The sequence below is a fragment of the Candidatus Polarisedimenticolia bacterium genome (assembly GCA_036001465.1).
In the GTDB taxonomy this organism is placed as follows: Bacteria; Acidobacteriota; Polarisedimenticolia; order Gp22-AA2; family Gp22-AA2; genus Gp22-AA3.
In genome coordinates this window covers 54,270-79,286 of record DASYUH010000013.1, presented here as the reverse complement: position 1 = coordinate 79,286, position 25,017 = coordinate 54,270, and the positions used below count along the sequence as shown (strand labels likewise).

Below are 25,017 nucleotides of genomic sequence, written 5' to 3'. Positions count from 1 at the left end.
GTGGTGGCGCGCGCATCCGGGTACATCCCCTTCTGCCTGCCGTGGACGGGCCGTCAGGAGATCCGGCAGGTGACCGACGCGGTCCGATCCGGGTGGCTGACGACGGGCCCGAAGGTCGCGATGTTCGAGGAGCATATCCGCCGCCTGGTGCGCGCCCGGCACGCCGTGGCAGTCAATTCGTGCACCGCAGCCCTGCATCTGTCCCTGGCCGCAGCGGGCGTCGGCCGTGGCGACGAGGTGATCACCAGCCCGTACACCTTTGCGGCCACGGGGGAGGCGATTCTGTATCTCGGCGCACGCCCCGTGCTGGCCGATATCGACCCTGTCACTCTGAACGTCAATCCCGAGGCCGTCGCGGCGGCGGTGACGCGCCGCAGCCGGGCGATCGTGCCGGTGCACATCGCGGGACTCCCCTGCGACATGAAGGCGTTGATCGGGCTCGCCCGTCGGCGCCGGCTCACGGTGATTGACGACGCGGCGCACGCCCTGGGGGCCCGGGTAGAGGGCCGTCCGATAGGATCGCTGTCCGACCTCACTTGTTTCAGCTTCTATGCCACCAAGAACCTGACGACCGGGGAGGGGGGCATGGTCACGACGGATGACCGGGAGATGGCCGCGCGCGTGCGCCGACTCAGCCTCCACGGCCTGTCGCGCGACGCCTGGAAGCGCTACACGCGCGCGGGCTCCTGGAGATACGATGTGGTCGAGGTCGGGTTCAAGTACAACATGACCGACCTGGCGGCGGGCCTGGGACTGGCGCAGGCCGGCAAGTTCTCGTCCATCCAGGCCCGTCGGCGATGGCTGGCCCGGCGCTACAGCACTCTTCTGGCCGGCTGCGACGCGTTCGAGCTGCCGGTTGAGCAGCCTGGGGTAGTCCACGCCTGGCACCTGTACGTCCTGCGGCTTCGCCCCGGCGTACTGCGTAGCGGCCGTGATCGAGTGATCGATCTACTCAGGGAGAAGGGAATCGGCACCAGTGTGCACTTCCTACCCCTCCATCTCCACTCATTCTACCGCCGGGAATTCGGGTACCGCCAAGGCGACTTTCCGCACACCGAACGGGAATCGGCGCGGGCCATCTCGTTGCCGCTCTACCCGGGCCTCACTCGGGCGGCCCAGGACAGAGTCGTCGGGACTCTCCTGGATCTGGTCCGGCAGCACCGGAGATGAGCGCGGGGCGCGCCTACTGCCGGGGGGCGATGAAGAGAAGTCTGGACATCGCGCTGTCGCTACCCGCCCTCCTGATCCTGACCCCTATCCTGCTTCTGCTCGCAGCCGTTATCCTCATGACTTCAGGGTCTCCTGTGATCTTCGCCCAGGAGCGGATCGGCATGGACGGACGCCCGTTCAGACTCTTGAAGCTCAGGACCATGTGCAAGGACGCCTCGAAGGGCCTCCCCCTCACCGGCGCCGGCGACCGGCGCGTGACCCGGGTCGGGAAATTTTTTCGCTCCCTGAAGCTGGACGAGCTGCCACAGCTGGTCAATGTCCTGGCGGGGGACATGTCCCTGGTAGGGCCGCGTCCGGAGGTCCCGCCGTACGTTGCACGCTATGCTCCTGAGCAGCGGAGAGTCCTGGACACCCGCCCGGGACTCACCGACCCGGCGAGCGTCCTGTTCCGGGACGAGGAGGCGCTCTTGGGTTCCGTCCCCGATCAGTCCAGGGAGCGGTATTACCTGGAAACCATCCTGCCCAAAAAGCTGGGAATGAACCTGGCCTACATTGACCGGGCGAGCTTGGGCTACGACCTGCTCCTAGTCCTGAAGACGATCGGAGTCGTAATCTGGCCAGGCAGGCCCTGAAGCGGCCATTACACTGCTGAACCGCCCTGCTTCGGTCTGCCGATTCTCTTTGCCCGCCACGGGTTTTTGTTGACAAGGCATTGATACGACGGTATATAAAGGCTGCCCTCCAAATACGATGAAGCAACGGGATCGAGCGCGCCGCCGAGGCCTTCGCAGGCGAGGCTCAACGGTAGAATGAGGCTGAACCGGCACCGGACGAAACTGCTTTTCGTGGCGGGCGATGTGCTTGCCGTCCTGCTCGCCAACGTGCTGGCCCTCGCCCTGCGGTTCGACTTCAAGTGGGCGAGCATCACCGATCCCGCATTCCGCGCCAGCGAGCTGCTCCTGATCGATCTGATCCTGACGCCCGTGGTGTTCTATGTCATGGGTCTGTACCAGAGCTACTGGAAGTATACCGGCCTCGATGACCTGCTCCGCCTGGTGCGGGCTGTCGCCTACAGAACCGCCGGTGTGATCATCCTGTTCTACGCACTGGGCTTCGTCGGGTTGTCGCGCGCCGTGGTCATCATCAACTCGGTGCTCCTCCTGATGCTGACGGGCTTGCTGCGTCTGGGGCCCCGATTCCATTTCGAGTTCTTCTCGGCGCGCCGGCGGAGCTCCGGACGCAGGACGCTGATCGTCGGGGCCGGCGACACCGGGGAATCGCTGCTCAGGGAACTGAAGAAGACGCCCCACCTCGACTACAACCCGATCGGCTTCGTCGATGACGACGTCGAGAAGATTGGCATCGTGATCCACGGTGTGCCGGTCCTGGGAGACACCCGGTCCCTTGAGAAAACGATCGAGGAGTACGGCGCCCGCGAAGTGATCATCGCCATTCCGGGGGCGTCGGGGAACGCCATGCGGGAAATCTTCGACGTGTGCCGGCGTACGGGGGCGCGTTTCCGGACGGTCCCGACCCGCGGCGAGCTGCAGCGCGGTGCGGCGCGCGTCAGCCAGATCCGGCTGGTCGACCTGGAGGACCTGCTCGGGCGCGAGGTGGTGAGCCTGGACAACCAGATGCTCCGGATGAGCCTGAGCGGAAAGAGGGTGCTGGTGACCGGCGCCGCCGGCTCGATCGGGCGCGAGCTGGCGCGTCAGATCGCGTCCTACGAGCCGGATCTGCTCGTCGTCCTCGATCGCAACGAGAACAACCTGTTCTATCTCGAGGCCGAGCTGCGCGAGGGCCACCCCCTTCTAAACCTCGTCGCGGCCGTCGGGGACGTGCTCGATCAGAGGCGATTGGCCCGGCTTTTCGAGGAGCACCGGCCTCGGGTGGTGTTCCACGCGGCCGCCTACAAGCACGTGCCCTTGATGGAAGGCAATTCGGTGGAGGCGATCAAGAACAACGTCCTGGCCACGCGCATCCTGTCGCAGGCGGCGATCGATGCCGGGGTGGAGCGTCTCATCTACATCTCGACCGACAAGGCGGTCCGTCCGACGAGCGTGATGGGGGCCACCAAACGTCTCGGGGAGCGCCTGGTCAAGAGTCTCGGGACCGAGGCGACCCGGTTCATCGCCGTGCGCTTCGGAAACGTCCTGGGCAGCGACGGATCGGTGGTTCCGACTTTCCGCAAGCAGATCGCCGCTGGCGGGCCCGTCACGATCACCCACCCGGAGGCGACGCGCTACTTCATGACCATTCCCGAGGCCGTCCAGCTCGTTCTCATGGCGGGGGCCATGGGGGAGGGGAACGAGACCTTCCTCCTGCAGATGGGCCAGCCCGTCCGAATCGTGGACATGGCCAGGAATATGATCGAGCTTTCGGGCCTGCGGCCGGACGAGGACATCAAGATCGTTTTCACGGGACTGCGTCCCGGAGAGAAGCTTCACGAGGAGCTCAAGAACGACGCGGAGGAGGCGCTTCCGACGTCCAATGACAAGATCATGATCCTGACCGGGGTGGAACCACTGGGCCGAGGCGAATGGAGTGACCTCGAAGCGCTGGAAGAAGGGGCGCTCGAAGGACGCTCCGATGAGGTACTGGCTGTCCTGAGAAGGCTGGTGCCCGATTATGTTCCGGACGTCGCGATGCCCCCCCGGATGTCCGGGATCCCCGGGCAGAAGGTCGTGGATCTCTTTCCCAAGAGACGCCTGGATGCCCAGATCTGAACCCGCCGGTGATCGTGACCTCCTTTAACCTCACTCTCAGGCCCGGTGCCTTGATTCTCGCGGCTGCCGCCCTGTGGCTCCAGGTGCCAACCGCAGCCCGGGGCCAGACGTTCCGGACGACCAGCGAAGGACTGAACGCGGGCCACTTCGTGCTCTACCCCTCGATGGCGCTGGAATACACGCAAGACGGAAACGTCCGTTACGAGAGCCAGGACGGTCCCGGCGGTTCAATCACCCGGTCCGGAATCTACGTCATGCGACCCCGGTTGCTCGTCGACCTGCCCATTGGCTCAGGGCGCGTGCGCTGGGTCTATTCGCCGGTCTACCGTGCGTACACGAACGAGTCCTTCCAGCAGACAAGACGATTCAGCCATTTCCTCGATTTCGAGGCCACCCGGTCCGGTCCGGTTCTGTCGGTCCGGGCGTCCGATCATCTGGTGAGGGCCACGGTGGAGCTCCCGGAAGTCGATCCCGGAAGAGAGGCCACCTTTGGTTCCGTTCCTTTTACGAGCCATTCACCCGAGCTCGAGATCACCGTCAAGGCGGGAGCCAGGAACGGACTGTCGCTCCTGCCCCGCTACTCGGCGGTGCGTTTCGAGGATCAAGAATCGGCCGCATTCCTCAGCTACCGCAGGAAAGGGATCGAGGTGCGCTTCAGCCGCGCGCTCAGCGAGCCGACCGCCCTCTATGCATACTATACGCTCGACAGGACCGACCAGGAACGCGAACAGATCCTCTTCGGGGACGTGAGTCTGGACGCTCGCACCCTCGGCGTGGGACTGCGCCGGACGCTCAACCAGGAGGTCCTCACCTCCATCGCGGCGGGCTACAAGTCGATCGATTTCCGGGGCGGCTCGAAAAGCGACTTTTCGGGACCTGTGTTGGACGCGCAGGCGACCTGGCATCTTGGCGACGACACGCTTCTCGACGTCTCCGTCGGACGCCAAGCCTATCAATCTTTCTTCGTCAACAACAACTATTACATCAATCGGGAGGCACGCTTCCGTCTGATGCACCAGGTCGGCCACAGCGTGTACTGGGACGTCTCCCTTGCCTACCTCAACAATGTCTACGCCGATCCTCTGGACATCTCCGTGACCGCCGCCACTCCTCCCGATCTCGACCGCGACGGGGACGGCACGATCGACGGTTACAAGGCGCTCGAACCATCGGTCGGGCGCCGTCGCCGTGATGAAGTCTATCGGCTGCAAGCGGGAGCCGGGTGGCAGATCGTCCCGAAGCTGCGCGTTTTCATCGGCTATAATGGCGAGCGTCGGTCGTCGAACATCGAACAATCATTCGCCGGGGGAGTCTTCGACCCCTTTGACTACTCCGTAAACCGTGTTGTTTTCCGAATCGAGGCGGGTTGGCTGTGAGCTCAGAGCAAAGCAAGTTGACGGTGGCTGTGGCAATCGCTCTTCTGGCCGGCGGTATCTCGACACCGCTGCTCGGCCAGGCAGAGAGTGTCGGCGTTGTTGTGGAGAGCCTGGGATTCGAGGAATTCGAAGGAGGTAGCGGCGTCCGCCTGCAGGCGTCGGGACCCCTTGTGGCGTTTGCCTGCACCGTCCCCTCCAAGGAATCACGGGATCTGATCGTCGAGATTCCGGGCGCGACCACAAAACTGCCGGTCCGCGTGGACCTGAAAAACCTCATCGTCCCGGAGGCTTCCATCGAGAGTAGCCTAGGCGGAGGGATCGGCGTGCGGGTACGATTCGCGATCGGACAGGGTTTGCTGCAGGGGATCGAGCAGACAGGGCGCGGATTGCTTTTCCGGTTCGGCTCATTCGGGTCGTCGGGGAACGGTGAATACCGCATCGGCGTCGGCGACAAGATCGAGATCGGCGTGTTCGGCCACGAGGATCTCGCCAAGGTTGTCGAGGTGCGCTCCGACGGCACCATCAACTACCCATGGATCGGTGACCTCCGGGTGGTGGGCAAGACCGCCGCCGAGATTGACGTGGAGCTCACGCGCATTCTGGGGAAGGACTACCTTGTCGATCCTCAGGTGAGCGTGGATGTTCGCGAGTACCAGAGTCAGTGGGTGACAATCATTGGAGAAGTCCGCACACCCGGGAAATACGTCCTGAAGAGGAACATGAGGGTGATCGACGTGCTGGCGGAGGCGGGTGGCGCGACCAAGGAGGCCGGAGAGCAGATCCTGATCACCCGCCAGAGCTCCGAAGGTGCACCCCGGCAGATCGCTTTGGATCGCAACCGGCTCATGAGCCAGGATAACCAGGAAACAAACATTCCGCTGCAGCACGGCGACATTCTTGCGATCGGAGAGAGAGAGCTCTTCTACATTCGCGGTGAAGTGGCACGCCCCGGCCCCTACCAGTTCGAGAGCGGAATGACCGTCCTCAGGGCAATCAGCTACGGGGGCGGATTCAGCCAGTTCGCAAACAGGAAACAGGTGGACATCCTGCGATCCGGGACGAAAGGTGTACAGGAGAAGATCACAGTGAACGTGAAGGCCATCGAGGACGGGAAGAAAGAGGACCTCCCCGTGCGCCCGGGCGATACCATTATCGTTCCCCGCCGCATTTTCTGATGCGGGTGACCCCACAAAAGCCTTGCAAACCGTGGCTTTGGTGATAGGATTACGCCATGCCTGAAATGCTACCCTCCGCGGACGAGAAGCGAGACGTGCATCTTCTCGACTACTGGCGCTCCATCTGGCGCGGCCGTTGGACCATCCTGAGCATTTTCGTGGTCGTGTTCACTCTGGTTGTGATCGGCACCTTCACCCAGAAGCCGGTGTACCGTGCGAAGGCGACTGTGGAGATCACACCGCAATCGCGCAAGGTTTCTCCGATGGCGGATGTCGCGGAGCTCGGAGCAACCCAGTACGGTTGGTTCGCCGAAGAGCGCTACTTCAACACCCAGTACGAGATCATCAAAAGCCGCGACGTTGCGAAACGGGTCTTCGACAGCCTCGACCTCTACAACCACCCACAGTTCAAGAAGAGCGACGATCCGATTGGGACCCTCTCGGAGATGATTGCAGTGGAGCCGATGAAGGACACCGGAATCGTCGAGATCATCTTGGAGGGACAGAACCCGGAGGAAGCCGCTTCGTGGGTCAATACCGTCGCCGAGGCGTACGTGGATCGCAACATTGACCAGGCGGTCGAAGCGACCTCGAGGGCCGTCAAGGCGCTCCTGAGTGAGATCGCGCCGCTCCGGGAGAAGCTGGAAGACACTCAGCGGGACACGTTCGAGTTCGCTGAAAGGGCCAATCTCTATGTTCCGGAGAACCAGCAGAAGATCACCAACGAACGGTTGTCGACATTGCAGGGAGAGCTGACGGAGACGCAGGTCAAGAAGGCTGAGCTCGAAGGGTTGCTGAAGCAGGTCGAAGCGGTCCGGCAAAACCATGGGTCGTTCGAGAGCATCCAGCAGATCAGCAGCGATCCGGTCGTCCAGGAGATGTACCATGTGAAGGTCGGCTTGGAGCGTGAATTCGAACGCCTCCTTGTCACCTATAAGGACAAGCACCTCCTCGTTCTCGAGAAGCAGAAGGAAATCGAGGGAATCAACCAGAAGATTGCTTCGGAGGTGGAGCGCCTCATCAGCGGGCTCAGGTCGCAAAAGGATCTTTTGACGGACCGCGAAACCAAGATGATCAAGGCGATCGACGAGACGCGGGCCGAGAGCCTGCAGGTCAACCGAAAGGCTTCAAGCTACGAAATGGTCAAAGGCGAGGCGACCGAGGCCAAGCGCATCTACGATCTGATCAGCACCCGAGTGAAGGAGATCAACCTCAGCTCGAGCCTTCTGAACAACAATCTGCGCATTCTGGACAAGGCCCCCGTCCCCAGGGTGCCGGTGCGGCCGCGGACGGCTCTCAACCTGTTCATCGGCCTCTTGCTCGGCCTCATTCTGGGCGTCGGGGCGGTCTTCTTCATGGATTATATGGACAACACCATCCGGTCCTCCGAGGACGTGGAACAGTACCTCAAGCTGAATCTCCTGGCGATTGTTCCCAAGCATGCCGAGGGGACGCAGTCCGCAGTGAAGGAAGCCTATCAGACTCTGCGGACCAGCCTGCTGTTCTCCCGGAAGAGCCGCTCCGCGAATTTGGTTCTGGTCACCAGCGCCGGCCCCCAGGAGGGCAAGAGCATCACGACTTTGAACGTCGCCCGGACGCTGGCCACGGCCGGGGAGAGGGTGATCATCATTGACTGCGACCTGCGCCGGCCGGCCATCCACCAGCGCCTGAATCTCAGCCGCGACGGCGGGATCACGAACTACATCCTGTCGTCCGGCGACGACTGGAGGAATTACGTCAAGGATACGGACCAGAAGAACCTCTACGCTGTGACCTGCGGCCCCATCCCGCCCAATCCCGCGGACGTCTTCGGGCACGAGCGCTTCCTTGCCCTCCTGAAAGAGTTGCGCGCGAGCTTCGACTGGGTGTTCATCGACTCGCCACCGGTTGTCTCCCTGGCGGATTCCATGATCCTCGCCTCGCTGGTCGACATGGTGGTGTTCGTCGTCAGGCACAACGAGAACGACAAAGAGCTGATCCGGCGGTGCGTGATGAACGTCCGCAGAATCAATCCGAATGTAATCGGCGCCGTTCTTAACAACGTCGACCTGGACCGCTCGCACTACAAGGACTACTACTACGTCGGCTATTACTACTACGGGGAGTCGGCCGGCAAGAAGGGGCGCCGCCGCAAGGGCAGCGCGGCGATTGCGGCCGTGTCCGATGCCGAGGTCGAGACCAAGCGCTCAGTCGGGTAGGCGGAGCGTCCCATTTTGATGACCCTGGACGCCCCCCCCGAACCGTGCGGGAGCGACGAGGAGCGGGTCGAGCACGATCGGCTGCAACGGCTCGACGAAACCTACAGCTCCAGTCCCTACTATCAAAGAATCTGGTTGACGGAAAGCTTGGCGTCCCGGCTGATGGCCGAGCGGAAGTGGGCCCTGATCGCGTCCGTGCTCCTGGAGGAGGGTCTGGACGTCAGGTCGGCGCGGATCCTGGATCTCGGAATCGGTTCGGGCAGGGACAGCGCCGGGTTCAAGGTTCTGGATGCACGGCCCGATCGGTTCGTGGGACTCGATTTTCTCGAGTTGCGCGCCCGCAAGGCTCACCAGTTAAATCCCTGGATGAGTACCATCGTCGGGGATGCGGGCAACCTTCCCTTTCCCGGAAATCGCTTCGACCTGGTGTACCAGTCCACGATGCTGTCGTCGGTCCTGCAGGCGGGAAGGCGCGAGAGGATTCTCCGGGAAATCGGGCGCGTTCTGGTCCCCGGTGGGCTCTTTCTCTCCTACGACACGCGCTATCGGAACCCGTGGAACCCGCACACGCGCCCGCTGCGAGCCGCTGGATTCAGGCACGCCTTCCCCGGCTGGCACATCAAGGCGTGGAGCACCACGGCCATACCGCAGCTGCAGCGCGCCCTGGCGCCGATATCTCCTTGGGCGTGCCGACTCCTGGAAGGCGTTCCGTTCCTGCGCTCCCATCTCCTGGTCGCTGTGAGAAAAGCGTAGGCTGGCCCTCCTGATCGCGTCCCACATCGCGCCGGTGTGATGGAGCACACACCAGGAATAGACGACGTCGAAGCGCCCGAAGTCCTTTGGAGTCATCGCGAGGACGCTCTTCTGATGGCACTCCCACTTCCGGCCCGGGGCGTAGGCGCGCAGTGTGGCCTGCGTGGTCTCAACCGATTCGGCATCGATGTCCGTCGCCCCCCACGTGGGCGCATCCGAGGCGGAGTGCGGCCATCGAATGAAGTCCCGATCCCGATCCGATGTCGAGAAGGCGCTTTTCTGCGAGACCGACCGACCCGAGAACGGACCATCCCCCGTTCGGCCTGCGCGGTCTTCCCGCTGTCGATGTGATTCGCGTCATTTGCGCCAATTCCTGCCGAACCGAAAATGGCTCGAGACGTCGCGAGGATCTTCACTCCCGTGACGGCCCGCCGGGAGAGTCTCTCCTGCGGCCTGAATCATCACCGGCCCGACTACGTGTTCAAGGACTTGCCGCCTCGATGGACCCTGCGAAGTCGCCGCTTGAAGTGCTGGATCGTGTTCAGGAGGCCCTTCCGGAGGGGGACCACCGGTCTCCATCCCAGGAATTGCTTCGCCAGGGAGATGTCGGGCTGGCGCACCCTGGGATCGTCGGTGGGCAAGGGTCGGTGGACAACGCGGCTCCTCGCGCCGGTCAGCCGGATGATCGTCCGGGCCATCTCCATGAGAGACAGTTCGTCAGGGTTGCCGAGGTTCATCGGGCCGTGGTGCGGGGACAGCAGAAGCCGGTAGATGCCTTCGACCAGGTCGTCGATGTAGCAGAAGGATCGTGTCTGGGATCCGTCGCCGAAGACGGTGAGAGGCCGGCCGCTAAGGGACTGGGTCATGAAGGCCGGAATGGCGCGCCCGTCATTGAGGCGCATCCTGGGTCCATAGGTGTTGAAGATACGCGCGATCTTCGTGTCGATCCCGTGCGTGCTGTGGTAAGCGACGGTCAGCGCCTCCGCGAACCGCTTCGCCTCGTCATAGACCCCACGAGGCCCGACCGGGTTGACGTTTCCCCAATAGGTCTCCTTCTGGGGATGCTCGAGAGGATCGCCGTAGACCTCGGACGTGGAGGCCAGAAGGAAGGTGGCCTTCTTCGCCTTGGCCAACCCGAGAGCCTTGTGGGTGCCGAGCGAGCCGACCTTCAGCGTCTGGATGGGATGTTCCAGGTAGTCCCTCGGGCTGGCCGGGCTCGCGAAGTGAAGAATGTAGTCTACCGGGCCTTCGATGTAGATATAGTTGGTGATGTCGAGCTCGATGAAGCTGAACGAGCGGTTTCGAATGTGGGCAATGTTGTCCGTGCTGCCGGTGAGCAGGTTGTCGACGCAGACCACCTCGAACCCCTTGGTCAGGAAATAGTCGCAGAGATGTGAGCCGAGGAAGCCGGCACCCCCGGTGATCAGCACGCGGGGGGGACGGCGCGCAACGGATCGGCCGGCACGGCGGGGTGCGCGTGGTTTCATGAAGCCCGAGACAACCTCCGAATTGAACGCACGGACTATACCATCAGTGGCGCCCGGTCCGGCACCCGGCCTCGATTCCGTGAATCGGCGGTCTGCGGGGGCCTCGTGGACCGCACACCTGCTGGTTTTCGGCCTCGCCCTTCTTGTCCGATTGGTGTTCCAAGCGGAAATCGCGGGGTTTCACACCCCTCCCCGCGATGATGCCGCGCTCTATGACAGTATCGCCGTCAGCCTGGTGCTCGGGGGCGACTACGTCGATGGGGAGGGGTTTCGATCGAGACGCGCCCCCGCCTTCCCCATCCTTCTGACGGGAGTGTATGGCGTCTGGGGGCACAGCTGGGCCGCCGCCCGTGTGGTGCAGGCGGTCCTCGGGGCCGCCGCGTGCTCGATCCTGCTCGCGCTCGGCGTCTCGTACCTTTCTACCGCGACAGGCCTCTTGGCAGCCCTTGCGTGTGCGCTTTTCCCCTACACCATCTTCTGGTCCGGCTCCCTCATATCGGAGCCTCTGTGCACGCTGCTCACGGTGGCCTCGATCGGCGCTCTGCTCAGGAGCCAGGGCGGCCTGCGCTGGACCGTTGCCTGGTCCGCTCTGGCGGCCCTAACGGCGCTGACGCGGCCCAACATGGGTCTGGTGTTCCTGCTGGGATTGGCCTGGATTCTGGCTCGTGGGGGAAGGCGGGCGATGCAGCGGGCCCTGGCGGCGATCTTCACCTTCGTCCTGGTCCTCATCCCCTGGACCATCCGGAACTATTCGGTCCACGGCCGGTTCGTCCCCATCACCACGATGGGCGGCGTCGTCCTGTGGCAGGGGAACAATCCTGTCGTCGCGTCCACGCCGGACCTTCGGGGGCGGTCCCTGCCGGGCGAGCTCACGAGGGCGGATCCGGCCGCCGCCCTTGGTGAAGCCGAGTCGGATCGACAGTTCTTCCTCAAGGCGCTCGGGTTCATGCGCGAGCGGGCGGCCGACATGCCCGGCCTGATCGCCTGGAAACTCGTCAGGTTGTGGAACCCGTTCCCGAACCTGGAGAGCGCCTGGCAGATGAGGATCGCGACCGTCACCCTGCTTCCCGTCTTCGGCCTCTTCGGGATTGGCCTCGTGATGGCATGGCGGAACCAAGACCGTCGCGTCCTGCCGTTTCTGATCCCGATCCTGGCGGTGACGCTCACGGGCGCCATTTACTGGGCCGATGCGCGCATCAGGGCTCCTGCGGATCCGCTCATCCTTCTGGTGGCCGCCTATGGATTCGAATCGCTGCTCCTCCGGGTGAGAGCTTCACATCGTGCAGGGCGCCCGTTGCTATAATCCCACGCGAGGAGGCCAGATGGGGGATCGTCGTGACATTCTGCCCGTGAGAGAACGACTCTCCTTGTGGCTCGGGGCGGTCCTGGCGAGCGGCCTCATCCGCGCTCTCCGGCGATTCCTGCGCGTCTCGTACGTCAATGACCAGGTGGTGCGCGCGCTTCACAGGGAGGGCCGGCCGTACGTGCATGCCTTCTACCACGACCAGCTCCTCATGATGACCTATTCCTACCTGGGCCAGGAGCGCGGCCGGCGGCTGGCCGTCCTGAGCAGCCGCCACAGGGACGGCGAGTACGTCTCGCGCACGCTGGAGAGATTCGGGCACCTGATGGTGCGCGGCTCGACGGGACGCGGTGGCGCGGCGGGGCTGAAGGAGATGATCCGTCACCTGCGGGCCGGACGGGACGCGGCCTTCGCGACCGACGGTCCCCGGGGTCCCCGGCACCAGGTCCAGATTGGCGTCATCGAGGCGGCGCGTCTCGGGAAGGCACCGGTCGTGCCGGTCGCGTTCGCCTCCTCAAAAAAAAAACCCTTCGATCCTGGGATGCCTTCCAGATCCCGCTGCCTCCGGCCCGCGCGGTGTTCCTCTACGGTGAGCCGATCAGCGTCCGTTTCGACGCCGACCGGCAGGCCATGGAAGAGAAGCGCCGGGAGCTGCAGTCGGCCCTCGACCGCTTGACGGCCGAGGCGGAATCCCTGGCGCAGGCGGGTGACCGCGCGGGCGTCGCTCCGGGTGGGTTGCGGTGAGGCGCGGCCCTGCCCGCGTCCTGATCGTCGCCGGGGAGGCCTCCGGGGACCTTTACGGCAGCCTGTTGATGCGCGCCATGGGGGGGGCGGGGCAGGCGGTGGAGTTCGCCGGAATCGGCGGTCCGTCCATGCGCTCGACGGGTCTCCAATCGCTGGGCGATGCGGGTGCTTTGGGCGTGACCGGTTTCCTCGAGGTGCTCGGAAGCGCCCGGGCGATCTGGGGAGCCTACCGGGGAGCCGGCCGGATGCTCTCGGCGCCAGACTCCCGACCGGACCTGGCGCTGCTCATCGATTATCCCGACTTCAACCTGCGACTGGCGAGGAAGGCGCGCGGGGCCGGCGTCCCGGTCCTGTACTTCGTCAGCCCGCAGGTCTGGGCCTGGCGCAAGGGCCGGATCGGGCAGATCGCCGGAACGGTGGACCGGATGCTGGTCATCCTCCCGTTCGAGGAGGAATTCTACCGCCGGGCCGGCGTTCCGGTTGAGTTCGTCGGCCACCCGTTGCTCGATCTGGTGCGGGTCGATCGCACCCGGGACCAGGCGCTGAGACCTCTCGGGCTCGATCCGAGCCGCCCGGTCGTCGCCATGCTTCCGGGAAGCCGCGCCAACGAGCTTCAGGCGCACCTGCCCGCCATGCTCGAAGCGGCGGTTCTCCTCAGGGACGAGTTCCGGGACCTCCAGTTCGTGATCCCCGTCGCCCCGACCCTGGATGGCGGGGCCATCCGGGCACGGGTCGCGTCCGCCTTCTCCCGTGGATCGGGCGGAGGCCGCAGCGGGGAGGGTGAGAGCTGGGCCCTGATTGGAGAGAATCGCTACAACGTCATCGCGGCCTCCGACGCCGCTGTGGTGGCCTCCGGAACGGCCACGCTCGAGACCGCCCTTCTGGGTGTGCCCCTGGTGGTCGTGTACAGGATGAACGCGCTCACCTACGCGCTGGCGCGGATGCTGTCGGATGTGCCCCACATCGGCATGCCCAACCTGATCGCGGGGGAGAGGGTGGCCCCCGAGCTCGTGCAGTCGGCGTGCACGGGGGCACGAATTGCCGGAGAGCTGCGCCGCATCCTGACCGACCCGCGGGCCGCCGAGGCGATGAGGCGCGGTCTCGCGGGGGTGCGCTCGCGCCTCGGCCGGCCGGGGGCCATTTCCCGGGTCGCCGCGGCGGCGTGGGATATGATCCACGCGGGTGAGAGAGCGCGTGCCCCGGGAGCGGCGGCGCGGGTCGAGGACGCGGCGGGACGCCGGTGAGCGAGCCGACGAGACCGATCAGGAGCATGACCGGCTTCGGCCAGGGCGCGGCCGAGAGGGACGGCGTGCGGGTGGACGTCGAGCTGAAGGGGGTCAACCATCGCTTCCTCGATGTGAAAATGAAGCTTCCGGCGGAGGCCGGCCTGCTGGAACCGGCCCTGCGCTCGGCGGTCCAGGAGCGCGTGTCGCGGGGGCGGATCGACGTGAACGTCGCGATGGTCTCGACGCGTCCCTCCGCCTACCGGGTCAACTTGAACCGTGAGCTGGTGGCCGGCTTCCTGGAGGCGGCGGCCGATCTCAAGAAAGAGTTCCGGCTGAAAGGATCGGTCGGGCTCGAAGCCCTCCTGGCGCTGCCTGGAGCGATCGCGATCCAGGCCGAGCGGGCCGGCGCGGACGTCGCCGCGGCCTCGCTCGTGCCGGAGGCGCTGCGTCAGGCCCTCGCGCGGTACGACACGATGCGGGCGGAGGAGGGCCGCCGGCTGGCTGCGGACCTCCGCGACCACCTGGCCGCCATCCGGGAATCGGCGCGGCGCATCCTCGCCGAGGCGCGTGGACTGCCCGAGGCCTACGCCCGCCGCCTGAAGGAGCGCCTGGCGCTGCTCCTCGAGGGGGAGCGGTCGCCGGATGAATCGCGCCTGGCGCAGGAGGTGGCCCTCCTGGCCGGGCGCGTGGACATCACCGAAGAGCTGGTCCGGCTGCAAGGCTACCTGGACCAGGCCGACGCGACGCTCGACCGGCCCGGGGGACCCGTCGGGAAGACGCTGGATTTCATCATGCAGGAGATGAACCGCGAGGCGAACACCATCTCATCGAAGGCGGAGGCGCTGCCCATCTGTCAGGAGGCTCTTCGCATCAAGGCCGAGGTGGAGAAGATCCGGGAGCAGGTGCAGAACCTGGAGTAAGAGTGAGCGGGTGGACTGGCCGAGGAGAATTCTGACATGAAGCCGGCGGGGAAGAGCCGCGACCGCGGAGTCGGCCAGAAGGGGGGCGCGCGGGGGAGCGTCTTCGTGATCTCCGCCCCTTCGGGCGCCGGAAAGACGACGCTCTGCAAGCGACTTCTGGATGAGGACCGGGACATCGCCTTCTCCGTGTCGACGACGACGCGTCCGCCCCGCGACGGGGAGAAGGACGGGATCGACTACCACTTCGTGGGCCGCCCGGAGTTCGAGCGCCGCCGCGAGCAGGGGGAATTCGTCGAGTGGGCCGTGGTGGGGGGGCACCTCTACGGCACGTCCGCGCGGTCTGTGCAGGAGGCGGCGGAGCGCGGCCAGGACATCCTCCTCGATGTCGACACGCAGGGAGCGATGAGCATCAGACGGCTCATCCCCGAGGCCGTCCTGATCTTCGTCCTGCCGCCCGGCAGGGCGGCCCTGAGGGTCCGCCTGGAGAAGCGCGGAACCGACGCTCCCGAGGAGGTCGCGCGACGGCTCGGCCTGGCCAGGGGGGAGGTCGAGAAATGTCCGGCCTATGACTTCGTCATCGTGAATGACGACCTGGAGGAGGCCTACCGTCTGCTGCGGGCCGTCGTCACGGCCACCCGCTGCAGCCAGAAACGCCAGGCGGCGCGCGTCGAGGCCATCCTCCGGGAGTTCTCCGCCGAAGGTTAGGAGCGGGCCGGCTTTTCGACTAGAATAGGCCCCCTTGTCCAATCCGGGGCCCTCTGGGGAGGTTCGATGATTTCGACCGCATCCATCGGCAACAAGTTCGAGTTCATCAGTGTCGCAGGCGAGCGCTGCCGGCAGTTGCAGCGAGGCGCCCGGCCACGCATCGAGACCAACGCCTTCAAGGCGGTGACGGTCGCGATGCAGGAGGTGATCGCCGGCGTGATCCCGTACAGTTACGGCCCGTTCCCGGAAGAGTATCCCGTCGAGGAGGTGGCCGAAGTCACCACCGAGGCCTATCCGGGCGACGGAGCAGTCCTGGACGACCATGAGCCGGGGCGCTGACGCGTCCGGCGGACGCATCGGGCGCAGGAGAAGCGGGGCCTCCGGGGGGAGGCCCCGCGCCGCATTGACCGGCCCCCGGGAGATCCTGCCGGCCGGTGGTCGCCCCCGCATCGCCCTCGGGGTGAGCGGCGGCATCGCGGCCTACAAGTCCGCCGAGATCGTGCGCGGCCTCGTGAAGGCGGGGGCGGAGGTGCACGTCATCATGACCGCCGGCGGCCGGCAGTTCATCACCCCTCTGACGCTGCAGACGCTGAGCGGGCAGGACGTGATGAGCGACCAGTGGGACCTGTCCCGGGGACCCGACATCCAGCACATCTCTCTGACGAGGGGGCTGGACCTCCTGCTGGTCGCACCGGCGACGGCCGACATCCTCGCGAAGTTCGCGCACGGCATCGCGGACGATTTCCTGAGCACGTTCTACCTGGCCGTGAGCGCACCCGTCCTCGTCGCCCCGGCCATGAATGTCTGGATGTGGGAGCATCCGGCGACGCAGGCCAATCTCGCCGTCCTGAAGGCGCGCGGTGTCCGCGTGCTCGAGCCGCAGGAGGGAATGCTGGCCTGCGGCGACGAGGGGATCGGACGGATGGCGGACACCGAGACCATCGTCGCGGCCGCCATCGGGACGGGTAAAAAAAAACTCCGGGGTCGCTTGAAGGACGCCGTATCCTCGTGACCGCCGGGCCCACCCGGGAACCGTTCGATCCGGCCCGCTTCATCAGCAATCCGTCCACCGGCAAGATGGGATTCGCGCTGGCCGCCGAAGCGTTGCGGCGCGGCGCGGACGTGACCCTGATCTGCGGGCCGACCCACCTGGAGGCGCCTGCCGGGGTCAACCTGGTGTGCGTTGCCACGGCGGACGAGATGTTCCGGGCCGCGCTCAACCAGGCCCAGGGGGCGGACCTGGTGCTGAAGGCCGCCGCGGTCGCCGATTACCGCCCCGAGGTGCGCGCCCCCGGCAAGGTCAAGAAGGACGTGCTGCGCCGCAAGGCGCGAAGGGAGAGCGTCGCGGACCGGGCCATCCTCCTGCGCCTCCTGCCGACGCCGGACATCCTGGAAGAGCTGGGGCGGCGCAAGAAGCCGGGCCAGGTCCTGGTCGGATTCGCCGCCGAGACCGGCGATCTCGAGTCGAACGCCCTGAAGAAGCTCCGCCGGAAGAACCTGGATCTGATCGTGGCGAACCGGATCGGGAAGGAGGGGGAGGGGTTCGAGGCGGACACCAACCGCGCCCTGGTGATCGATCGGCAGGGAAGGACCATCGAGCTGCCGCTGATGCCGAAGGAGGCGATGGCGGCGGCGCTTCTCGATCTGGTCGAGCCGCTCCTGCCGGACCGGGCAGGTCGCTCCGGCGCCCCGGGGAGGACGGCCTCGTGAGGCGCGCGCGGCAGGCGTTGCGGACGCGATTGGAATGGCTCCGTCTCCTCGGAGTGGATGCCTTGCCGGAGAGGGCGGGCGCGACGGGCTCGCGCCGCGCGGCCCCGTCCCCCGATCGGCGCGCCGACGACGGCACGGCGGGGGGACTGGCGCGGGCCGCGGTGCAGGCGGGGCTCTTCGGCGGCCTGCCTGGTGAGGCCGGCGTCCCGGCCGCGAAGCCGCGGCGAGGTGTGCGCGGCGGAGAGCCGGCCGTCTCTCCTCTGGCTTCGACCCGATCGCCCGCGGCCCCCGACCCCGCGGCGGCGCTGCGCCTGATCCGGGACGACCTGGGCGACTGCACGCGCTGCGGATTGAGTCTCAAGCGGACCCAGATCGTCTTCGGCGTCGGCAGCCCGAGCGCCAGGCTGATGTTCATCGGAGAGGGCCCCGGGGCGGACGAGGACCTGAAGGGGGAGCCGTTCGTCGGGCGCGCCGGGCAGCTGCTCACGCGCATCATCGAGTCGATGGGGCTGAAGCGGGAGGAGGTCTATATCGCCAACGTGGTGAAGTGCCGTCCGCCGGAGAACCGTACGCCGCTCCCCGATGAGATCGCCACGTGCTCCCCCTTCCTGTTCCAGCAGGTCCAGGCGATACGCCCGCGCGTCATCGTCTGCCTGGGGACGCCCGCGACGCAGACGGTGCTCGGCACGCGGGACACGATCACGCGCCTGCGCGGCGTCTTTCGCGACCTCGACGGCATCCGCGTCATGCCGACGTTCCACCCCGCCTACCTGCTGCGCAACCCGGCCGCCAAGCGGGAGGTGTGGGACGACATGAAGAAGGTGATGGCCGAGCTGAAAGAGGCCGGATGAGCCTCCTTGTGGCCTCGGTCGCCGTGCCGCGACCGTTGCGCCGCCTGTTCTCGTATGCGATTCCCCCCGCCCTCGCCCCGCGCTGCCGCCGCGGCGTGCGGGTCGTCGTGCCGTTCGGCCGCCGCAAGCTGACCGGCTATCTCCTGGAGGTCCTCGCCGGGGATGGCCCGCAGGGTTTCGCGGGCGCCCTGAAGCCGATCGAGCAGGTGCTCGACCCCGAGCCGGTCCTGGACGACGCGGTTCTCGGGCTGGCCCGCTTCGCCGCCGACTACTATCTGGCCTCGCTCGGGGAGATGATCCGCTGCGCCCTGCCCGGAATGCAGGCGGTGGTCCGGCAGGTGGCGTCGATCACCCGGGAAGGCCGCGCCGCACTCGAGGCGGGGGGAGGCGTCCTGCGCGACGCCTCGCTTCCGGCCATCGCCTCCGACCCGGCGGCGCGCGAGATTCTCGGGGTGGTGGCGGAGTTCACCTCCGATCGCGGGGCGGCGATCCGACTCGAGGACCTGAAGCGACGGGTGGGCCCGCGCTTCAAGGCGCGCGACCTGGCGCGCCTGCGGCGGGCGGGCCTGATCGAGGTGACCGAGATCGCCGCGTCCGCCGGGCCGCGACCGCTCCTCGAGGAGCACGCTATCCTGAAGACCGCGGAAGGCGCTCGGGGCGGGCGGCAGCGGCTGGTGCTCGACGCCCTGACCGAGGCCGGCGGGCGGCTCGAAGTGTCGGAGCTCCTGAGGCGATCGGGGGCCGCTCGCGGCACGCTGCGCTCTCTCGAGCGGCGGGGCCACCTGGCGCTCGAGACACGGGAGATCCCGCGACTTCCCGTGTCGCTCGAGATGCCGGTCCTGGACAGCCCGGAGGTGACGCCCACGACCGACCAGGTGAAGGCGATCCAGGCCATCCGGGACGCCTTCGCGGCCGGCACGTTCACGACCTGCCTCCTGCACGGGATCACCGGCAGCGGCAAGACGGAGGTCTATCTGCGGTCCATCGAGGCGGCGGTTCAGGCGGGGCGCCGGGCGCTCTACCTCGTCCCGGAAATCGGGCTGACCCCGCTCCTGGCCAGGCGCATGCGATCGCGCTTCGGGGAGGTCCTGGCGCTGCTTCATTCCGGACTGACGGACGGTGAGCGCTATGACGAGTGGAGGAGGATCCGCAGCGGCCGCGCCCTGGTGGTCCTCGGAGCGCGGTCGGCGGTGTTCGCGCCGGTTCCCGATCTGGGCCTCATCGTCGTGGACGAGGAGCACGACGCCTCCTACAAGCAGGACGAGCACCCGCGCTACAACGCCCGCGACCTGGCGATCATGCGCGGGAAGATGGCGGGAGCGGTCGTGGTGCTGGGTTCGGCGACGCCGTCCATGGAGAGCTACCTCCAGGCGCAGAGCGGCCGATACCGGCTGCTCCCCCTTCCGGAGCGCATCGGCCGTGCCGGCCTGCCGCCGGTGGCGCGGGTCGACATGCGGCAGGAATTCGAGGAGACCCGGCACGAGTCGGTCCTGTCAAGGCGTCTCCTCCAGGCGCTCGAGGAGCGGCTGAGGCGACGCGAGCAGAGCCTGGTGCTGCTCAATCGCCGTGGGTTCTCGACTTTCGCGCTCTGCCGCGCCTGCGGGGAGCAGATCCAGTGCCGTCACTGCAGCATCCCGATGACGCTGCACCTCCGGCAGAAGCGACTTCGCTGCCACTACTGCGACGTCAGCCGGGAGGTGCCGGCGTCCTGCCCGTCATGCGGGAGCGGCCATCTGCATTTTGGCGGCACCGGCACCGAGCGCCTGGAGGAGGTGCTCAAGGGGGCGCTTCCCGGAGCCCGGGTCGAGCGCCTGGACAGGGACACGGCGCGCGGCCGTGGATCGGTGGAGGCGCTCCTCACCCGGGTCGAGCGAGGGGAGATCGACATTCTCCTCGGCACGCAGATGATCGCCAAGGGGCACGACTTCCCCAACGTGACGCTGGTCGGCGTCCTGGCCGCCGACGCCCTCCTCGGCCTGCCCGACTTCCGCGCGGGGGAACGGGCCTTCCAGCTCCTGGCCCAGGTGGCAGGGCGCAGCGGACGCGGCGAGCGCGAGGGGGAAGTGATCGTCCAGGCCTATTACGCCGATCATCACGCCATTCGCTTCGCCTGCGAGCATGATTTCACCGGCTTCGCGACCCGGGAGCTGGCCTACCGGCGTGCCATGAACTACCCGCCGTACTCGACGCTCGCGAGCGTCATCGTCAGAAACCGATCGGAGGACCGGGCCCGCGCCCAGGCGGCCCAGGTCGGGCAGGTCTTGCGGAAACGGGCGGGGCGGCGGCTGCAGATCATGGGGCCGGCGCCCGCCCCGCTGGAGCGGCTGCGCGGCGAATACCGGGTCCAGCTCCTGGTGAAGGCGGGCAGCCGGAAGGAGATGCAGGCCGCCCTGGCGGAGACGCTCACGGAGCTCGAGCGGGATCCGGGCCGCGTGGAACGCGTGGCGATCGACGTCGACCCGATGTCGACTCTCTGATCGGCGCGCGGGCCCTACTTGAGATACTCGAGCCCCGGCTTCCCCTCGGCGGGCACGACCTCGCCGATGATCGCGGCCACCTGGTTGCCGCGCTCGCGCAGGCGGGCGACGAGCTTCGGCGCCTGTTCGGCGGGCAGCGTGATGAGCAGCCCTCCGGAGGTCTGCGGGTCGACGACAAGCCACTTGTCTTCTTCGGTGAAGCGCCCCGAAAAAGTCAGGGAGCCCTGCACCACCTCCAGGTTGGAAGCGGTCACCGAAGTGGCGACGCCCTGGGCGATGAGCTCGAGGCTCTCGGGGTATTTCGGAACATCGTTGAAGCGGATCCGCATGCGGACATTGCTCCCCTTGGCCATGCCGAGGGCGTGGCCGCTCAGGCCGAAGCCGGTGATGTCGGTGCAGCCGTGGGAATCGAACTCGAGCATCGTCTCGCAGGCGACGCGATTGAGCGTGGCCATCCAGTTCACCGCGCGCATGAGCAGGTCGTCATCGGCCAGCCCGCGGCGAAAGCCCGTGATGATGACGCCGGTGCCGACCGGCTTGGTGAGCACCAGGTGGTCCCCCGCCCGGGCGGCGGCGTTGGTCAGGATCCGTTTCGGATCGATGAGGCCGGTGACCGACAGTCCATACTTCAGCTCGTCGTCCCTGACGGTGTGGCCACCCACCAATGTCGCGCCGGCCTCCTTGATCTTGCTGAAGCCCCCTTCGAGGATGCGGCGCAGGGAGTTCCGATCGATGTTCTTCGCGGGGAAATTGCACAGGTTCATCGCCGTGAGCGGGCGCCCGCCCATGGCGTACACGTCGGAAATGGAATTCGCCGCCGCCACCTGACCGTAAAGGAAAGGGTCGTCCACCACGGGGGTGATGTAATCGACCGTCTGCACCAGGGCCAGGTCGTCGGTCAGGCGATACACGCCCGCGTCGTCGCCGGTCTCGAAGCCGACGAGCAGGTTCGGATCGGTCTTGGCCGCCCCGGCGAATTCCTTGACGATTTCGCTCAAGTCCACCGGACTGAGCTTGGCCGCTCAGCCGCCGGAACGGGCGTGGCTCGTGAGTTTCGCCGCAGTCGGTTCGTCCATCGCGTCTCCCGATCGTGGTGAAAAAGGAAGGGGCATGCTAGCGCCCCGCCTCGGGGCTTGTCAAATCCGCCTTATAATGCCGCCGCCATGGAACCACCGCGCGTCTGCGAGAACATCCTCGAGACCATCGGCAACACGCCTCTGGTGCGCATTCGTCGCATGAACCCCGAGCCGAACGCGGTCATCCTCGCCAAGCTGGAGGGGTTCAATCCGATGGGGAGCGTGAAGGAGAGAATCGCCCTGCGCATCGTCGAAGAGGCCGAGAGGCGGGGCGATCTGAAAGCGGGGATGACCCTGCTGGAGTCGTCCAGCGGCAACACCGGCATCGGCCTCGCGATGGTCGGCGCCGTCAAGGGATACCCCGTGATGATCACCATGGCCCAGAAAGTCTCGGTCGAGAGGCGGCAGATCCTCCTGGCCCTGGGTGCCGAGATCGTGTTCACCTCGAAGGACGGCGGTTCCGACGAGGCCTGGGACCTGGCCGATCGGCTGCACGCCGGGCATCCCGACCGGTATTTTCGCGTCGGCCAGTACGTCAACCCGGACAACGCCCGGGCGCACTACGAGGGGACCGCGGAGGAGATCTGGCGGCAGAGCGGAGGGCGCGTCGACTGGCTGGTGCTCACGCTCGGCACGTGCGGCACCCTGGTCGGGATGGCCCGGCGCCTCAAGGAGCGCAACGCGCGCCTCAAGGTGGTCTCGGTCGAGCCCCAGGAACGTCACACCCAGCAGGGGCTTCGAAACATGACGGAATCGCGGGTGCCGGAGATCATGGACTGGAGCCTGGTGGACGAGCGGCTCACCGTCGCCGATGAGGACGCCTACCGGGCCGCCCGCGACCTGGCCCGGCTGGAGGGGATCTTCGCGGGGATCTCGTCCGGCACGGCGATGCATGCGGCCCTCCTGATCGCCCGGCGGATCCGGAGCGGCCAGATCGTCACGCTCCTGCCGGACCGCGGCGAGAAGTACCTGAGCACGTCGCTGTACCCGAAGGGCCCCGATCCCTCCTGAGGAGGGCCCTCCGCCGCCACTCGCTGGAGAGCTCCTTGCCCTCGCGCTGCCTGGTCATCCAGGTCCTCGCCTGCGACACCACCGACGCCATGCGGCGCGCCTATCTGGCGGCGGATCCGCGGGCCGACGTCGTCGAGCTCCGCCTGGATCTCGTCCGGGACCTCGACCTCGATCGGCTGCTCGCCCTCCAGGGCAAGCCGAAGCTCGCCACGGTCCGCAGCCGCCAGCAGGGAGGCGGGGCGCGTCCCTCGGAGCGTGAGCCCCTGCTGCGGAGGGCGCTCCAGGCCGGGGTCGAGTACATCGATCTGGAGTTCGGCGATCCGGACCAGGTGCTGATGAAGGGGCGCGGCCGGGCGCGACGGATCCTGTCCTACCACGACTTCAACGGAACTCCGGCCGACCTGCAGGCGCTGCACCGGGAGATGCGCCAGTCCGCGGGCGAGGCGCTCCTGAAGATCGTCACGTTCGCCGACGCCGCCAGCGACCTCCTCCGGATGAGGGACCTGTTGCGTTCGGCGACCCCGGGCACCCTGATCGCCTTCTGCATGGGCGGAAGGGGGATCCCCAGCCGCATCCTGGCCCCTCTGTGGGGATCGGCGGCGCTCTATGCCCCGGCGCGCGGGACCGCCGACAGCGCGCCGGGCCAGGTCCCGCTCGAGGACCTCTTCGACCTGTACCGCTTCGACCGCATCGGGCCCGGCACGCGCCTCCTGGGTGTTCTCGGCTTCCCCATCGGCCACTCGCTGTCGCCGCGCGTCCACAATGCGGCTCTCGGGGCCCTCGATCTGGACTACAGGTACCTGCCGCTCGAGGCCAGGACGATGGCGGAGTTCCTGCCGATTCTGAGCGAGATGCGGATCTGCGGGTTGAGCGTCACGCTGCCTCACAAGGAGGCGATTCTGCCCCACCTCGACGCCCTGGACGGGCCGGCCCGGCGGATCGGCGCGGTCAATACCGTCGTCAAGATCTGGAACCGCCTCGAAGGCTTCAACACCGATGTCGAGGCGGCCGTGGCGCCGCTTCGATCCCGCCTGACGCTCCAGGGACTGCGCGTGGCGGTGATGGGGGCCGGAGGCGCCGCGCGGGCGCTGGTCCATGGACTCGTGGCGGAGGGCGCGCGCGTGACCCTGTTCAACCGCACTCCCTCGCGGGCCCGCGATCTGGCCCGCGCGCTTCAGGTACGGCACCTGCCCTGGGCCCGCCTGCGCGGGTTCGATGCGGATCTCCTGATCAACGCCACGTCCGTCGGGCTGGCGCCGGAGATCGATCGCACGCCGATTCCCGGAACCTGGATCGCGGCTCCCGTGGTCTACGACATCATCTACAACCCTCCCGAGACCCGTCTCCTGAGGGAGGCGCGGGCCCGCGGCCTCGTAGTCATCGACGGGCTCGAGATGTTCGTCGCCCAGGCGGCCGCGCAGTTCGAGCTGTTCACGGGCAGGCGGGCGCCCCTCGAGGTGATGCGGCGCGCCGCGCTCGCCGGCCTGCCATCCCCGCCCTCGCGGCGCCGACGGCGCTGAGACCTTCCCTGTTGCGAGTTGCGGGCCGGAGCGGGGCGGCGCGGCGCGCCTCATGCTCGCTCGCGAAGGTCATCTTGATTCCAGGTGTCACGCATGGCGCGGCTCGAAATCGGCACGCCGCGCCGCCCCGCTCCGGCCCGCGACGCACCTCTTGGATTTTCTCCACGCATCGACCCGAGAGCGGCTCGGCTGTCGGCCGCAGCGAAACGGGGGAGCCATTCCGCGTGACGGAGCGAGGCATCCGTAACCACAGGTGGCGGGGCGCAGCGCGGGGCGGCGATTTCGAGGCAAGTCGCGGAGCCCGGGCGAGCTGGACGATCCCGTCGCCGAGCATGAGCCGCCCCGCGCTGCGCCCCGCCACCGGTGGCTAAGAAGGCCTTGCGCCGGTGCGCGATTGACACTCCCGGATGGCTGTACTAGAGTAGCCGGGCCGTTTTTCGGGAGAACCGCCTTGCACGCCCGGCCCATCGGCGAGGACGACTTTGTGGACCTCGCGCTCCGCGAGACGGCGCCGCCCCGTCACAACCCCCTGTTCCACCATACAAACCACTACTTTTGGTGGCGCTGACCGGAGAGCCGGCGGGGCCCT

20 protein-coding genes and 1 pseudogene are annotated in these 25,017 nt (G+C 66.9%); 19 read left to right on the top strand and 2 right to left on the bottom strand.

What is annotated here, in order from left to right; genetic code table 11:
* Positions 1–3 precede the first annotated feature (3 nt).
* The 7 genes from VGV60_02595 (at position 4) to VGV60_02565 (ending at position 9,398) form a co-directional block, all read left to right on the top strand.
* Positions 4–1,170 carry a DegT/DnrJ/EryC1/StrS family aminotransferase gene (locus VGV60_02595; protein ID HEV8700139.1) on the top strand — a complete coding sequence of 389 codons (1,167 nt, stop codon included), beginning with the start codon at positions 4–6 and terminating at the stop codon, positions 1,168–1,170.
* The gene (locus VGV60_02590; GenBank protein ID HEV8700138.1) at positions 1,167–1,802 is read left to right on the top strand and encodes a sugar transferase; all 636 of its coding nucleotides are present in this window, start codon (positions 1,167–1,169) and stop codon (positions 1,800–1,802) included. The genes VGV60_02595 and VGV60_02590 overlap by 4 nt, the downstream gene beginning before the upstream one ends.
* Positions 1,803–1,979: 177 nt before the next feature.
* Entirely contained in the window at positions 1,980–3,896 is a 1,917-nt protein-coding gene (locus VGV60_02585; protein HEV8700137.1) for a nucleoside-diphosphate sugar epimerase/dehydratase, read from the top strand.
* 266 nt (positions 3,897–4,162) lie between these two features.
* The gene (locus tag VGV60_02580; GenBank protein HEV8700136.1) at positions 4,163–5,272 is read left to right on the top strand and encodes a hypothetical protein; all 1,110 of its coding nucleotides are present in this window, start codon (positions 4,163–4,165) and stop codon (positions 5,270–5,272) included.
* 23 nt (positions 5,273–5,295) lie between these two features.
* A complete protein-coding gene (locus tag VGV60_02575) occupies positions 5,296–6,447 on the top strand; it encodes a polysaccharide biosynthesis/export family protein (GenBank protein HEV8700135.1) in 1,152 nt (383 codons plus the stop codon).
* A gap of 56 nt (positions 6,448–6,503) precedes the next feature.
* Complete coding sequence (locus VGV60_02570) at positions 6,504–8,645, top strand: polysaccharide biosynthesis tyrosine autokinase (protein ID HEV8700134.1); 2,142 nt, start codon at positions 6,504–6,506, stop codon at positions 8,643–8,645.
* 18 nt (positions 8,646–8,663) lie between these two features.
* Positions 8,664–9,398, top strand: a complete 735-nt coding sequence (locus VGV60_02565) for a class I SAM-dependent methyltransferase (protein HEV8700133.1) — start codon at positions 8,664–8,666, stop codon at positions 9,396–9,398.
* A 473-nt stretch (positions 9,399–9,871) separates the two neighbouring features.
* Here the strand turns inward: VGV60_02565 and VGV60_02560 are convergent, their stop codons facing one another.
* The gene (locus VGV60_02560) at positions 9,872–10,885 is read right to left on the bottom strand and encodes a UDP-glucuronic acid decarboxylase family protein (protein HEV8700132.1); all 1,014 of its coding nucleotides are present in this window, start codon (positions 10,883–10,885) and stop codon (positions 9,872–9,874) included.
* Between the two features lie 235 nt (positions 10,886–11,120).
* Here VGV60_02560 and VGV60_02555 point away from each other — a divergent pair, with 235 nt between their 5' ends.
* The 10 genes from VGV60_02555 to priA all read left to right on the top strand — a co-directional run bounded on the left by VGV60_02555 (position 11,121) and on the right by priA (position 20,821).
* Positions 11,121–12,188, top strand: coding sequence for a hypothetical protein (locus tag VGV60_02555; GenBank protein HEV8700131.1), 1,068 nt, complete (start codon positions 11,121–11,123; stop codon positions 12,186–12,188).
* Between the two features lie 19 nt (positions 12,189–12,207).
* Positions 12,208–12,864 (top strand): DUF374 domain-containing protein, encoded by a 657-nt coding sequence (locus VGV60_02550; protein ID HEV8700130.1) that lies wholly within the window; start codon positions 12,208–12,210, stop codon positions 12,862–12,864.
* 64 nt (positions 12,865–12,928) lie between these two features.
* A complete protein-coding gene (gene lpxB / locus VGV60_02545; GenBank protein HEV8700129.1) occupies positions 12,929–14,176 on the top strand; it encodes a lipid-A-disaccharide synthase in 1,248 nt (415 codons plus the stop codon).
* The gene (locus VGV60_02540) at positions 14,173–15,078 is read left to right on the top strand and encodes a YicC/YloC family endoribonuclease (GenBank protein HEV8700128.1); all 906 of its coding nucleotides are present in this window, start codon (positions 14,173–14,175) and stop codon (positions 15,076–15,078) included. The genes lpxB and VGV60_02540 overlap by 4 nt, the downstream gene beginning before the upstream one ends.
* A 36-nt stretch (positions 15,079–15,114) precedes the next feature.
* Positions 15,115–15,783 (top strand): guanylate kinase, encoded by a 669-nt coding sequence (gene gmk, locus VGV60_02535; GenBank protein ID HEV8700127.1) that lies wholly within the window; start codon positions 15,115–15,117, stop codon positions 15,781–15,783.
* A gap of 66 nt (positions 15,784–15,849) precedes the next feature.
* Entirely contained in the window at positions 15,850–16,122 is a 273-nt protein-coding gene (locus tag VGV60_02530; protein HEV8700126.1) for a DNA-directed RNA polymerase subunit omega, read from the top strand.
* Positions 16,123–16,186: 64 nt separating this feature from the next.
* Positions 16,187–16,795, top strand: a complete 609-nt coding sequence (locus VGV60_02525) for a flavoprotein (protein HEV8700125.1) — start codon at positions 16,187–16,189, stop codon at positions 16,793–16,795.
* Positions 16,792–17,493 (top strand): phosphopantothenoylcysteine decarboxylase, encoded by a 702-nt coding sequence (locus VGV60_02520; GenBank protein HEV8700124.1) that lies wholly within the window; start codon positions 16,792–16,794, stop codon positions 17,491–17,493. The genes VGV60_02525 and VGV60_02520 overlap by 4 nt, the downstream gene beginning before the upstream one ends.
* Positions 17,490–18,344: a uracil-DNA glycosylase gene (locus VGV60_02515; GenBank protein HEV8700123.1), complete on the top strand. Its 855-nt coding sequence runs from the start codon at positions 17,490–17,492 to the stop codon at positions 18,342–18,344. Before VGV60_02520 ends, VGV60_02515 begins: the two co-directional genes overlap by 4 nt.
* On the top strand, positions 18,341–20,821 hold the full coding sequence (gene priA, locus VGV60_02510; protein HEV8700122.1) for a primosomal protein N': 2,481 nt from the start codon (positions 18,341–18,343) through the stop codon (positions 20,819–20,821). The genes VGV60_02515 and priA overlap by 4 nt, the downstream gene beginning before the upstream one ends.
* Before the next feature lie 14 nt (positions 20,822–20,835).
* Here the strand turns inward: priA and selD are convergent.
* Positions 20,836–21,831: pseudogene (gene selD / locus VGV60_02505) on the bottom strand (selenide, water dikinase SelD).
* A gap of 153 nt (positions 21,832–21,984) precedes the next feature.
* On the opposite strand from selD, the gene VGV60_02500 reads away from it, so the two are divergent.
* Complete coding sequence (locus VGV60_02500; GenBank protein HEV8700121.1) at positions 21,985–22,908, top strand: cysteine synthase family protein; 924 nt, start codon at positions 21,985–21,987, stop codon at positions 22,906–22,908.
* Positions 22,909–22,943: 35 nt separating this feature from the next.
* A complete protein-coding gene (aroE, locus tag VGV60_02495; protein ID HEV8700120.1) occupies positions 22,944–24,428 on the top strand; it encodes a shikimate dehydrogenase in 1,485 nt (494 codons plus the stop codon).
* The last annotated feature ends 589 nt before the right edge of the window (positions 24,429–25,017 follow it).

What these genes read in the sequence shown, in the direction of transcription:
- VGV60_02590 (HEV8700138.1), top strand. Translation starts at nt 1,167, where the DNA reads ATGAGCGCGGGGCGCGCCTACTGCCGGGGGGCGATGAAGAGAAGTCTG.
- VGV60_02570 (HEV8700134.1), top strand. Translation starts at nt 6,504, where the DNA reads ATGCCTGAAATGCTACCCTCCGCGGACGAGAAGCGAGACGTGCATCTT.
- priA (HEV8700122.1), top strand. Translation starts at nt 18,341, where the DNA reads ATGAGCCTCCTTGTGGCCTCGGTCGCCGTGCCGCGACCGTTGCGCCGC.
- VGV60_02560 (HEV8700132.1), bottom strand. Translation starts at nt 10,885, where the DNA reads ATGAAACCACGCGCACCCCGCCGTGCCGGCCGATCCGTTGCGCGCCGT.
- VGV60_02565 (HEV8700133.1), top strand. Translation starts at nt 8,664, where the DNA reads ATGACCCTGGACGCCCCCCCCGAACCGTGCGGGAGCGACGAGGAGCGG.
- VGV60_02585 (HEV8700137.1), top strand. Translation starts at nt 1,980, where the DNA reads ATGAGGCTGAACCGGCACCGGACGAAACTGCTTTTCGTGGCGGGCGAT.
- VGV60_02550 (HEV8700130.1), top strand. Translation starts at nt 12,208, where the DNA reads ATGGGGGATCGTCGTGACATTCTGCCCGTGAGAGAACGACTCTCCTTG.
- VGV60_02500 (HEV8700121.1), top strand. Translation starts at nt 21,985, where the DNA reads ATGGAACCACCGCGCGTCTGCGAGAACATCCTCGAGACCATCGGCAAC.
- gmk (HEV8700127.1), top strand. Translation starts at nt 15,115, where the DNA reads ATGAAGCCGGCGGGGAAGAGCCGCGACCGCGGAGTCGGCCAGAAGGGG.
- VGV60_02530 (HEV8700126.1), top strand. Translation starts at nt 15,850, where the DNA reads ATGATTTCGACCGCATCCATCGGCAACAAGTTCGAGTTCATCAGTGTC.